The sequence below is a fragment of the Kocuria sp. CPCC 204721 genome (genome assembly GCF_040980945.1).
Classification (GTDB): domain Bacteria; phylum Actinomycetota; class Actinomycetes; order Actinomycetales; family Micrococcaceae; genus Kocuria; species Kocuria marina.
In genome coordinates, this window is the sequence record NZ_JAVKPO010000004.1 from 125,783 (window position 1) to 138,070 (window position 12,288).

Sequence of the window (12,288 nt, forward strand, 5' to 3'; positions counted from 1 at the left end):
ACACCAGGAGCCATGAACACTTCACCCGCAACCGACCGCGAGACGCCCGTGCTGAAAGTGGGCCTGCTGGGTGCCGGCACCGTGGGCTCCCAGGTGGCCCGCGTGCTGCTCAACCACGCCCACGAGCTGGCCCTGCGCAGCGGCGTGTGCCTGGAGCTGAGCGGCGTGGCCGTGCGCAATCCGCAAGCCCCGCGGGACACGGAGCTGCCCGCGGAGCTGCTGACCACGGACGTGGACGCGGTGATCGACGCCGCGGACGTGGTGGTGGAGCTGACCGGCGGGATCGAACCCACGCGCACGCGTGTGCTGCGTGCCCTGAACGCCGGGAAGTCCGTGATCACGGGCAACAAGGCGCTGCTCGCGGAGCACGGGCGCGAACTGCACGACGCCGCGGCGGCGTCGGGCGCCCAGTTGTCCTACGAGGCCGCAGTGGCCGGCGCGATCCCCATCGTGCGCCCCATGCGCGACTCGCTCGCGGGGGACCGGGTCAACCGTTTCCTGGGCATCATGAACGGGACCACCAACTTCATCCTGGACCAGATGGACACCACGGGGGCCGCGTTCGACGACGCCCTCGCGCAAGCTCAGGAGCTCGGCTACGCCGAGGCGGACCCCACCGCGGACGTCGAGGGGCACGACGCCGCCGCCAAGGCCGCCGTGCTCGCGTCCCTCGCGTTCCACTCGACCTACACGATCGCGGACGTGCACTGCATGGGGATCACGGGCATCACGGCGCAGGACGTCGCGGCCGCCCGCGAGGCGGGGTACGTGATCAAGCTGCTGTCCGTGGGCGAGCGCTGCGGTGACGGCGTGAATCTGCGCGTGAACCCCGTGATGATCCCGCGCGACCACGTGCTCGCGGGTGTGCACGGCGCGTACAACGCGGTGTTCGTGGAGGCCGCGAACGCGGGTTCCCTCATGTTCTACGGACAGGGCGCGGGTGGTCACCCCACGGCGTCGGCGGTGCTGGGCGACCTCGTCTCCGCGGCGCGCGCGATCGCGCTGGGAGCTCAGGGCATCCCGCTCGACGCCTACGCGGCGCTGCCCGCCGTGAGCATGGACGACGCCACCACGCGGCTGTCCATCACGGTGGCCGTCACGGACCGACTGGGTGCGCTCGCGCAACTGGCCCAGGTGTTCGCGGACCACGGGGTCTCGATCTCCACGATGCTGCAGATCGAGGACCCGGACGCCCCCGGGATGTCCCAGCTGCGGCTCGTGACGCACAGCGGCCGACACGCGTCCCTCATGGCCACGGTCGCGGCCCTGCGCGAGCTGGACGTGGTGCGGGACATCGTGTCCGTCACACCGGTGGAAGCCGGAGAATAATTCTTGAGCGCCCCGCGCACCACGCGGCGCGGGGCCACGATTCGAACCGAGGAGCACGCGGCATGGCACACGTCTGGCAGGGCGTCATCAACGAGTACAAGGACCGGTTGCCGGTCACCAAGCAGACCGAGGTCATCACCATGGGAGAGGGTGGCACCCCTCTGATCCAGGCGCGGGCGCTGTCCGAGCTCACGGGCTCCACGGTGTGGCTCAAGTTCGAGGGCATGAACCCCACCGGTTCGTTCAAGGACCGCGGGATGACCATGGCCATCACCAAGGCCAAGGAGTCCGGGGCCAAGGCCGTGGTGTGCGCGTCCACCGGCAACACGTCCGCATCCGCGGCGGCGTACGCCAAGCAGGCCGGGATGCGCAGCGCGGTGCTCGTGCCGGAGGGCAAGATCTCCATGGGCAAAATGTCCCAGGCCGTGGCCCACGGCGCGGACATCATCCAGATCGACGGCAACTTCGACAACTGCCTGGAGGTCGCGCGCAAGCTCTCCGAGTCCTACCCGGTCTTCCTGGTCAACTCCGTGAACCCGTACCGGATCGAGGGTCAGAAGACCGCGGCCTTCGAGGTCGTGGACACACTGGGCGACGCCCCGGACATCCACGTGCTGCCCGTGGGCAACGCCGGGAACATCACGGCGTACTGGAAGGGCTACCGAGAGTACGCGCAGGAGACCCCGGCCACCTCGGGTGAGACCCTGCCCGCGGTGTCCACCCGCACGCCCGCCATGTGGGGCTTCCAGGCGGAGGGTGCCGCACCTCTCGTGCTGGGCCATCCCGTGACGGAACCGGAGACCATCGCGACTGCGATCCGGATCGGCAACCCCGCGTCCTGGGACACGGCCATCGCCGCGCGTGACGAGTCCGGCGGGCTCATCGACTCCGTGAGCGACGTCGAGATCCTCGAGGCCCACCGTTGGCTCTCGTCCCGCGAGGGCGTGTTCGTGGAACCGGGCTCCGCATCCGGAGTGGCGGGTCTGCTCAAGAAGGCCCGGGCCGGGGAGGTACCCACGGACGCGACGATCGTGGTGACCGTCACGGGCCACGGCCTGAAGGACCCCCAGTGGGCGATCAAGGGCGCCGAGGCCGAGGACCCCACGGCTGCCGAGCCCAAGCGCGTGGCCTTCGACGTGGTCTCCGTGGCCTCGGCCCTCGGCCTGGAATGACCGGCTCCGCCGTGAATAACGCACCGTTGCACGCCACCCGCACCGACATGTCCGACAGCGCACCCCGCATCGGGAGCGTGCCGGGCGCCATCACGCCCGTGGGTACCACCGTGAGCGTGCGGGTCCCCGGCTCCACGGGCAACGTGGGGCCGGGCTTCGACTCGCTCGGTCTCGCGCTGGGTCACTACGACACCGTGACGCTCACGCGCATCGAGCGCGGACTCGAGTTCGACCTCTCGGGGGAGGGCGCGGCGGGCGTGCCGCGCGGTCCCGAGCACCTGGTGATCCGTGCCATGCAGGCCGCGTTCGACGCCGCCGGGGCCGGTGAGCTGCCCCCGCTGCGCTTGCGCGCCCACAACGCGATCCCGCACGGCCGGGGCATGGGCTCGTCGGCCTCCGCGGTGGTCGCCGGTGTCCTCGCGGCCAACGCGCTGCTCCCCGCGTCCCACCGGCTCTCACCGGATGCGGTGCTGCAGGTGTGCTCCCACATGGAGGGACACCCGGACAACGTGGCCCCCACCCTGCTGGGTGGTCTGACGATCTCGTACGAGGACGAAGGTCGTTTCCACAGCGTGCCCGTGCGCGTGCACCCGGACGTGGTCCCCGTGGTCGCGGTGCCCGACTTCGAAGTCGCCACGTCGGTGGCCCGCGGGCTGCTGCCGGAGATGATCGCGCATCGAACGGCGGCCGTGAACGCCGGCCGCGCGGCGCTTCTGGTTGCGGCCCTGAGCGAACGGCCCGAGTTGCTCGTGCCCGCGACGTTCGACCTGCTGCACCAGCCCTACCGCGCACAGGCCATGGCACCGAGCTGCGAGCTCATGACCCGATTGCGCGACCTCGGTCACGCCGCCCTGATCTCGGGTGCGGGCCCCACCGTGCTCACGCTCGCGAACGGCGCGGAGCACGCTGGGCGAGTGGCTGCGGCAATCGAGGAGATCGCGGCGGACGCGGCGTCGTCGGCGCGCGAATACCAGGGGCGAACGGTGACGTGGCGTGTTCATGTCCTGCGGGTGCCCGAAGAGGGTGCTAAAGTGAGCGTATCCACGCAATAGGCCCCGGGTTCGCGTCCGTGCCGGACAGTGCAGCCCCGCAGCCGAGCCTCGTGCGCAGTTCCTCAACGCAGGTGTTCGACCGCGTCGCCTCTCTGCGATCCTCTTCCGCGTAGACCAGCCACCTCTGTAATGTGGCGTCCCGGCTCCGCGGGAGATTCGGGGGACTTCATTGCTGATGACGCGCGCCTCCGGCGCGCACTTTCGTGGCCCGCCGCGGGTGGCCCACACCATCATCGTCGGGTTGCTGGCGATCTGAGTGCCGCAACCCCCATCGAGTCAGAAGGAAGCTTCGTGACAGAAACCACCGCCCCCGAACAGGGAACGGACACCTCGAACGCCCAGAGCACCGGTCTGTCCGGGCTCAAACTCGCGCAGCTGCAGGCCCTCGCGGCCCAGTTGGGCATTACCGGCGCGCGTCGCATGCGCAAGTCCCTGCTGGTCGAGGCCATCGAGGCCCACCAGCGCGGGGGCGCCGTCGCCGAGCGCGACAAAGCCGTGGAGGCCAAGATCGAGCAGACCGCTCGCAAGGCCTCCCAGCGCCACTCCTCCGACGCTCCGCAGTCGTCCTCCGCCGACGACGCTCCGGCCGCCGCGTCCGCGGACGCGGCGTCGTCGGACTCCTCCTCGAAGCCCCAGGAGGGCTCGGAGGGCGAGAACGGCGAACAGAACGTCCCGCGGCAGGGCGGTTCGCGCCGTTCCCGGCGCGCCACGGCCAGCGGCACCGGTGAGCACGGGCGCTCCGGCCAGGACCGTTCCGCCCAGAACCAGCAGGACAAGGACCAGGCGGAGAAGGGCCGGGACGAGTCCGGGCAGGACTCCGCCCAGGGCTCTGACGACTCCGGCAACGAGTCCGGGCGCGGCCAGCGCAACCAGCGCGGTCGCCGCAACGAGAAGTCCGAGCAGAACGGCTCGTCCCAGGACGAGAACCGGCGCGAGAACAAGCAGGGTCAGGTGGACGGTTCCCGCCACGCCAACCACCAGAAGGATTCCAAGGACAACGGTCAGGACCGGGACAACCGCCGTGACTCCAAGGGCCAAGGCGGTTCCAACGATTCCGGTGACCCCAAGGACGGCGGTCAGGACAACCAGAACCGCAACGACCGGCGCAACCGCAACAACAACGATCGCAACAACGACGGTGAGGGCAACTCCCGCCGCAACCGGCGCAACCGCAATCGCAACGATCGCAACGATCGCAACGACCGTAACGATCGCAACGACCGCAACGAGCGGCGCAACCGTCGCAACCGGCACAACGGTCCGGACGTGGACGACGTCGAGATCACCGAGGACGACGTCCTGCTGCCCGTGGCGGGCATCCTGGACGTGCTCGACAACTACGCGTTCGTGCGCACCTCGGGCTACCTGCCCGGCCCGTCGGACGTGTACGTGAGCCTGTCCCAGGTCAAGAAGAACAACCTGCGCAAGGGCGACGCGATCGTGGGTGCCATCCGTGCTCCCCGCGAGGGCGAACAACACAACAACTCGCGCCAGAAGTTCTCCGCGCTCGTGCAGCTGACCACGGTCAACGGCCGCAAGCCCGAGGAGAACAAGGACCGGGTCGAGTTCAACAAGCTCGTCCCGCTGTACCCCCAGGAGCGGCTGCGCCTGGAGACCGAGCCCAAGAAGATCGGTCCCCGCGTGGTGGATCTCGTGGCCCCGATCGGCAAGGGCCAGCGCGGTCTGATCGTTTCCCCGCCCAAGGCCGGTAAGACGCTCATGCTGCAGTCGATCGCCAACGCGATCACGACCAACAACCCCGAGGTCCACCTCATGATGGTGCTCGTGGACGAGCGCCCCGAAGAGGTCACGGACATGCAGCGCACGGTCAAGGGTGAGGTTATCGCCTCGACCTTCGACCGGCCTGCGGACGACCACACCACGGTCGCGGAGCTCGCGATTGAGCGGGCCAAGCGCCTGGTGGAGATGGGCATGGACGTGGTGGTCCTGCTGGACTCCATGACCCGCCTGGGCCGCGCGTACAACCTCTCGGCACCGGCGTCCGGCCGCATCCTCTCCGGTGGTGTGGACTCCGCCGCGCTGTACCCGCCCAAGAAGTTCTTCGGCGCCGCGCGCAACATCGAGAACGGTGGCTCGCTGACCATCCTCGCGACTGCGCTCGTGGAGACCGGGTCCAAGATGGACGAGGTCATCTTCGAGGAGTTCAAGGGCACGGGCAACATGGAACTGCGCCTGTCCCGCCAGCTCGCGGACCGGCGGATCTTCCCGGCCGTGGACGTCAATTCCTCCGGTACCCGCCGCGAGGAGAACCTGCTGTCCGCGGACGAGATCAAGATCATGTGGCGGCTGCGCCGCGTGCTCTCCGGTCTGGAACAGCAGCAGGCCCTGGAACTGCTCACGAGCAAGCTGCGGGATACCCAGTCCAACACCGAGTTCCTGCTGCAGGTCCAGAAGACCACGCTGGCCGGTCACTAGGAACCCGCGAGCACCGCGTTCCACCCGTCGATCCCAGGAGAGCACCGTATGTCCGACCCCGTTCAGCCGCTGCTGGATGAGCACGCCGAGCTCCAGCGCGCCCTGGCGGATCCCGCCGTCCACGCGGACGCGAGCAAGGCCAGGAAACTGGGTCGGCGCTACTCCGAACTCAACGGCATCGTCGAGGCGCATCGCCGGGTGGAACGCATCTCCGAGGACCTGGGCGCCGCGCGCGAGCTCGGGAGCGTGGATCCCGAACTCGCCGCGGAGGTCAAGCCCCTTGAGGACGAGCTCGTCGTGGCGCGCGAGGAACTGCGCCGCAAGCTCATCCCGCGGGACCCGGACGACGGCCGCAACGTGATCCTCGAGGTCAAGGCGGGTGAGGGCGGGGACGAATCCGCCCTGTTCGCCGGGGACCTACTGCGCATGTACATGCGTTTCGCGGAACAGTCCGGGCTCAAGACCGAGATCCTCTCGTCAACCCCCACCGAACTGGGCGGCTACAAGGACGTCCAGCTCGCGGTCAAGGGGTCCTCCTCCGATCCGGCCGAGGGCGCGTGGGCCCGGTTCAAGTACGAGGGCGGGGTGCATCGCGTGCAGCGGGTGCCCGTGACCGAGTCCCAGGGGCGCGTGCACACGTCCGCTGCGGGGGTGCTGGTCTTCCCCGAGGTGGACGAGCCGGACGAGATCGACATCAACCAGAACGACCTCAAGATCGACGTCTACCGGTCCTCGGGTCCGGGTGGGCAGTCGGTGAACACCACGGATTCCGCGGTGCGGATCACGCACGTCCCTACGGGCATCGTGGTGTCCATGCAAAACGAGAAGTCCCAGCTGCAGAACCGTGAGGCGGCCATGCGCGTATTGCGCGCCCGGTTGCTCGCGCACCAGCAGGAACAGATCGACGCCGAGAACGCCGCAGCCCGCAAGTCGCAGGTGCGCACCGTGGACCGTTCGGAACGCATCCGCACCTACAACTTCCCCGAGAACCGCATCGCGGACCACCGCACCGGGTACAAGGCCTACAACCTGGACCACGTCCTGGACGGCGCATTGGAACCCGTGATCGCCTCCGCCGTGGAACTGGACGAGAAGCACCGGTTGGAACAACTGGGTCAGGACTCCGCACAGCACGGGTCCGTGGGCGGGAAGTAACTTCCCGTGGCCACGACTCTCGCCCAGGCGATCGCGTGGGGCCGGTCCCGGTTGCTTCGCGCGGGTGTGGCCTCCCCGGACGTCGACGCCGTGTTGCTCGCCGCCCACACGCTGGGCCTGGGCCGCGGGGACACCGAAGCGCGGGCCATCCTGGGCGCGCCGGAACCGCACGGGTACCGCGACCTCGTGGAACGCCGCGCACGGCGTGAGCCCCTGCAACACATCACGGGCACGGCCCCGTTCCGTAAGCTCGAGCTCGCGGTGGGTCCCGGGGTCTTCGTCCCCCGCCCGGAGACCGAACTGCTCGTCCAATTGACCCTGGATCTGGTGCGCGTATGGCGCGGGGCCGGCGAGACCCACCCGGGGGTCATCGACCTCGGGACGGGCAGTGGCGCGATAGCCCTGGCCGTGGCGAGCGAGGATCCCGCGAGTAGGGTCACCGCCGTGGAACGCGAACCGGCCGCACTGGAGTGGACCCGGCGCAATCTGGCGGGCTCCCGCGTGCGCTTGCTCGAATCCGACTACCGCGATGTCACGGTCGAGTCGGCGGGGCGGTTCTGCGTGGTCGTGACCAACCCACCCTACGTCCCGGACGGTGAGATCCCGGAGGATCCCGAGGTACGCGATTACGATCCACCCACGGCGCTGTACGGCGGGGACGAGACCGGGATGACGTTCCCGTGCGCCGCGATGGACACCGCCGTGCGGATCCTGCGTCCGGGCGGTTCGTTCGTCATGGAACACGCCGAGTCCCAGGTCGCGGCCGTCGCCCGCGCCCTCGAGGACCGGGGGTTCCGGGACATCCACACGCACCACGACCTGACCGACCGCCCGCGGGCCACGACCGCCACGCTGCCGGGGCCGGGGGGCTGAGAGACCGGGCGCCGCAGCGCCGTCGTGCCGGGAGACGTACCGTGAACGGGACGGCCGGGTGCGCGGAGCACGGGAAGAACACGAAACACGTCAGCAGAGGAGTTGCTCGTGAGTGAGATCCGATCCTGCGGGACCCCGCAGGAACTCGAAGCGGCCGTGACCGAGGCCGCGGGCGTCGTCGCGGACGGCGAATGCCTCGTGCTGCCCACGGACACCGTCTACGGCATCGGCTGCGATGCGTTCTCGGCGCCCGGTGTCCAGGGACTGCTGGGCGCCAAGGGCCGCACGCGGGAAATGCCCCCGCCCGTGCTGATTGCCCGCCCCGAGGTGATCGACGGCCTCGCGGACCAGATCTCCGACGACGCCCGCGCGCTCGCGCAGGCGTTCTGGCCCGGCGCCCTCACGATCATCTGCTGGGCCCAGCCCACCCTGGGCTGGGACCTGGGGGAGACCCATGGGACAGTGGCGCTACGCGTTCCCGACGACGCCGTGACCCGCGCGGTCCTCGAACGCGTGGGTCCCATGGCCGTGTCCTCCGCCAACCGGACGGGGATGCCCGCCGCGCGCACCGCCGAGCAGGCCCGCGAGATGCTGCAGGACCGCGTGGCGCTCTACCTCGACGACGGTCCGCGGCCCGCGGGTGAGGTCCCCACCGGTGCGCAGGACGTGGCCTCGACCATCGTGGACTGCACGGGGGAGACGCCCGTGGTGCTGCGCCACGGCGCGATCACGCTGGCGCGGCTGCGCGAGGTCGTCCCGAACGTGGACGGCGGCACCGAACCGGCAGCTCCGGCGACCGGTGAGAGCCCGGAGGCGGCCGCTGCAGCCGGCGGTGCCGGCGCGGCGGTCTCGGACGACGACGCCGCGGCGTCGACACAGTCCGCGCGTCAGAACCCCGAAGCGAATGCACCGGAATCGTTCGGCGAGGGCGCGGCCCTCTCGGCCGGCTCGACTTCCGCGGACGAGGACCTCGTGACCGACCTGGTCCGCAGTTCCCCCGCGGAGGCCCGTCCGTTCGTGGACCAGGGACGGGAACGCACACCGGACACCGAGCCGCGCTGGGACGGGACCGGGGCACTGAGCATGGAGGAGGCGCAGCGGCTCGTCGCCGGGGAACCCGAGAACCACGGGGCCTGAACAACAGGCGACTTGACGAGACGATCCCCGCACCATCCCATGACGGGTACGGTGCGGGGATCGTTCTGTCAGCGCGGGAGTGCTCCGGTCCGGGCGCGGCCGCGCTGCGAAGAACCCAACGCGCGGCTCAGCGACCCAGCGCGAGGTGCGCCTGGCGCAGCACCTCCTGCACGTGGGGCTCGGGGAGCACACCGTTCTCGTGGGCCCACCCGGGGACCTGGCGCTGACCGAACCACGTGACCTCCAGGCGGCGGATGAGCCCGCCGTAGCGGTAACCGGCAGCGGCCGAGGCCGTGCGCGCGGTCGCGATCACCGCCCGGCACACCCAGGACGGCAGCTGCAGGGGGTGGCGGCGTCCGGCGTCGCGCAGCACGGAACCGGTCGTGGCGCCCTCCCACGGTTGCAGGATCACGGGGGGCAGGACCTCAGGGAACTCGCCCACGGCCACCGTGAACTGCGCGAGGGCGGTCACGGAGGTCACGGGGGTGGGGGCGGAACCGTCCCCGGCGACCGAGCTCAGGGGCGAGGACGCGAACCGTGCGAGCATGCGCGTGGTGCGCCGCCCGCTGCCCATCACGGACGTCGCGCGGATGACGCTCAACTGCGGAGCGCCGGATTCCTCGCGCCATTGGGAGCGCAACCGGTAGAGCGCGGACTCGCCCAGGGCCTTGGAGAAGGAGTAGGGGGAGAACGGTGCGGTGCGGATGGACTCGTCCAGCACGGGTGCGTCGGCCTGCACGGACGCGGAACTCATGTGGATCACCCGGCGCACGCCCGTGCGGTGGGCGGCGAGCGCCACGAGGACGGGAAGCAGCGCGTTAGCCCCGGTGAGGGACTGCTGGTGCGTCTGATCGGGGGCGGCCAGACCGGCGGCGTTGACCACCACGTCCGCGCCGGCGAAGGAATCGGCCAGGTAGTCGATCACGGACTCGAGGCGGTGCGCGTGCTCAATGAGGTGGTGCACCGTGGTCGCGGGCGAGGCCAGTCGGGGGGTGGCCACCGGGGTGACCGGGATGTTCCGGGTCTGCAGGGCAGTGGTGATGGCGGAACCGATGAACCCCGTGGCCCCGAGAACGCGCCAGCTGTGAGTCGTCACTGTTGTGTCTCCTCCTGTGATGGTGTCTTCATCGTACGGTAGCGCCCCGGACCCGTTCTTGGTGGTCAGCCCGTGGTCGTCAGCACGGCACATCACCCGTACGGGTGACGTCGAGGTGGCGTCAAGGTACGCGTTGATAGACTCCCGGAGTTCACCGGCGTGCCGGGCGCCCGCGCGAGCGGCTGCGCGTGCGCCGCGGTCGAGCACATCTTCCTTGCACATCACGAGTCGTCCCGGGGGCGCCATGACCGAATCCACCGCGCGGGCGAGCGACCGTCCGGACGCGAACGTGAGCGTCGCGTGCGTCACGCAGGACCGCCCCGAGGACGTCGCGGCGCTGATCGACGCGCTGCGCGTCCAGACCGACCCGATCGCGAGTCTGTGTCTCGTGGACGCCGGGCGCACTGCCCTGGACGAGGCCGCGCTGGGGGAGCGGATCGGGGGAGCCTTCACGCTGCACTACCGCCGCTCCGTGGCCAATCTGGGCGGGGCGGGCGGATTCGCGCTCGCCATCCTCACGGCGCTCGCGAGCGGCGCGGACCAGGTGTGGCTCATGGACGACGACGCCCATCCCGAGGACCCCGAGTGCCTACACACCCTGCGCGAAACAGCGCGCGAGCGGGGGCTCGCCGTGGTGTCACCGCTCATCGTGGCGCCCCAGGACCACGACGCCCTCGCGTTCCCGTTCCGCTTGGACGGTGGGATCACCCACCGTCGCGCGGACCTGGAACCGCTGGGCTTCATCGATTCCTACGCCAATTTCTTCAACGGTGCGCTCATGGACGAGTCCGTGTTCTTCCGGGTGGGGTTGCCGGACCTGAAACTGTTCCTGCGCGGGGATGAGGTCGACTTCCTCGTGCGCCTGCGCAAGAGTGGGCTGCCGTTCGGCACGGTCACGACCACGGCCGTGTCCCACCCGCCGGGCTGGGCCGAGGAACACGTGGTGATCCCCGGCAAGCTGCAGGTGTTGATCCCGCCGGGGGAGTTCAAGCAGCGCCACTTCTTCCGTAACCGCGGGTACGTCTCGTGGCGTTACAAGCGCGTGGTGCAACTGGTCGCGGACGCGATCGGCTACCCCGCCCACTACGCGCGCCACCGTGATCTGCCCGGACTGGTGCGGTGGGCGCGGCTCTACGGCAACGGCATGCGCGGACGTGGTTTCGGTGGCCCTCGCTGACCCGCTGACCCCCGCGCAACTGCCGGCTCGGTTCTCGGTGCTGATCCCCGTGTACGCCGCGGACACCGCCGAGCGGATCCGGCGCGCGGTGGAGTCTAATTCGGTGGAGCAGACCCGCCCGCCCGCGGAGGTGCTGCTCGTCCAGGACGGTCCGGTGCCGGCGTCGGTCACGGCGGAGCTCGAGCGGCTCGCGAAAGAATCCCCGATCCCCGTCCGTGTGCTGCGGATCCCGGAGAACGGTGGCCTCGCCCAGGCGCTGACCGTTGCGTTGCCGCGGTGCGCGTACGACGTCGTCGCGCGCGCGGACGCGGACGACGTCTCCTACCCCCGCCGGTTCGAGAGGCAACTGCCCCTGATCGAGGACGGCGCGGACCTCGTGGCTGCGTCCATGCACGAGATCGGCGACGACGAGACTCGGCCCGTCGCGCTGCGCACAGCCCCCGTGGGGGCCGCGCGGATCGCCGCGGTGAGCCGATACCGCAACCCCATCTCCCACCCCACGGTCGTGCTGCGCCGCAGTGCCGCGCTCGCCGTGGGTGGTTACGAGGACGTCCCCATGGCCGAGGACTACTGGTTGTGGACGCGCATGCTCCATGCCGGGGCGGACGTGCGCAACGTGGCGGAACCGCTCGTGGGTTATCGCGTCTCCGCGGGCTCCTACGAACGCCGCGGCGGGTACCGCGTGCTGCGAGCCGAACTGACGTTGCAGCACCGGTTGCGCACCCTGGGCCACGTGGGGTTCCTACAATGGGCCGTGAACGTCATGGTGCGCGGCGGCTACCGATTCGTCCCCCTGAGGGTACGGGAAACGGCGTACCGGCTCATGGTGGGTCACCGCCACTGACCCGCACCCGAAAGGAC

Annotated in this window: 10 protein-coding genes; 9 read left to right on the forward strand and 1 reads right to left on the reverse strand. The window is 70.2% G+C overall.

What is annotated here, in order from left to right:
- The first annotated feature begins 12 nt into the window (after positions 1–12).
- From RF637_RS05775 to RF637_RS05805, 7 genes are all read left to right on the forward strand, one after another.
- Positions 13–1,329, forward strand: coding sequence for a homoserine dehydrogenase (locus tag RF637_RS05775; protein WP_368844369.1), 1,317 nt, complete (start codon positions 13–15; stop codon positions 1,327–1,329).
- 62 nt (positions 1,330–1,391) lie between these two features.
- The gene (gene thrC, locus RF637_RS05780; protein ID WP_064845337.1) at positions 1,392–2,501 is read left to right on the forward strand and encodes a threonine synthase; all 1,110 of its coding nucleotides are present in this window, start codon (positions 1,392–1,394) and stop codon (positions 2,499–2,501) included.
- 89 nt (positions 2,502–2,590) lie between these two features.
- Positions 2,591–3,553, forward strand: a complete 963-nt coding sequence (gene thrB, locus RF637_RS05785; protein ID WP_240919133.1) for a homoserine kinase — start codon at positions 2,591–2,593, stop codon at positions 3,551–3,553.
- Between the two features lie 291 nt (positions 3,554–3,844).
- Entirely contained in the window at positions 3,845–5,989 is a 2,145-nt protein-coding gene (gene rho, locus RF637_RS05790; protein ID WP_368844370.1) for a transcription termination factor Rho, read from the forward strand.
- A gap of 48 nt (positions 5,990–6,037) precedes the next feature.
- Complete coding sequence (prfA, locus tag RF637_RS05795) at positions 6,038–7,144, forward strand: peptide chain release factor 1 (protein WP_144998098.1); 1,107 nt, start codon at positions 6,038–6,040, stop codon at positions 7,142–7,144.
- Positions 7,145–7,150: 6 nt separating this feature from the next.
- Complete coding sequence (gene prmC, locus RF637_RS05800) at positions 7,151–8,017, forward strand: peptide chain release factor N(5)-glutamine methyltransferase (protein WP_368835580.1); 867 nt, start codon at positions 7,151–7,153, stop codon at positions 8,015–8,017.
- Positions 8,018–8,125: 108 nt separating this feature from the next.
- Positions 8,126–9,154, forward strand: coding sequence for an L-threonylcarbamoyladenylate synthase (locus RF637_RS05805; protein WP_368844371.1), 1,029 nt, complete (start codon positions 8,126–8,128; stop codon positions 9,152–9,154).
- Positions 9,155–9,281: 127 nt separating this feature from the next.
- Here the strand turns inward: RF637_RS05805 and RF637_RS05810 are convergent, their stop codons facing one another.
- A complete protein-coding gene (locus tag RF637_RS05810; RefSeq protein ID WP_368844372.1) occupies positions 9,282–10,250 on the reverse strand; it encodes an NAD-dependent epimerase/dehydratase family protein in 969 nt (322 codons plus the stop codon).
- 244 nt (positions 10,251–10,494) lie between these two features.
- Between RF637_RS05810 and RF637_RS05815 the strand changes: the two genes are divergently transcribed.
- Together RF637_RS05815 and RF637_RS05820 are read left to right on the forward strand one after the other, a co-directional pair.
- A complete protein-coding gene (locus tag RF637_RS05815; protein ID WP_131332675.1) occupies positions 10,495–11,427 on the forward strand; it encodes a glycosyltransferase in 933 nt (310 codons plus the stop codon).
- Positions 11,414–12,271 carry a glycosyltransferase gene (locus RF637_RS05820; protein WP_368844373.1) on the forward strand — a complete coding sequence of 286 codons (858 nt, stop codon included), beginning with the start codon at positions 11,414–11,416 and terminating at the stop codon, positions 12,269–12,271. The genes RF637_RS05815 and RF637_RS05820 overlap by 14 nt, the downstream gene beginning before the upstream one ends.
- Positions 12,272–12,288 lie beyond the last annotated feature (17 nt).

Coding starts and splice junctions, on each gene's coding strand:
- RF637_RS05775 (WP_368844369.1), top strand. CDS start 13: ATGAACACTTCACCCGCAACCGACCGCGAGACGCCCGTGCTGAAAGTG.
- thrC (WP_064845337.1), top strand. CDS start 1,392: ATGGCACACGTCTGGCAGGGCGTCATCAACGAGTACAAGGACCGGTTG.
- RF637_RS05815 (WP_131332675.1), top strand. CDS start 10,495: ATGACCGAATCCACCGCGCGGGCGAGCGACCGTCCGGACGCGAACGTG.
- prfA (WP_144998098.1), top strand. CDS start 6,038: ATGTCCGACCCCGTTCAGCCGCTGCTGGATGAGCACGCCGAGCTCCAG.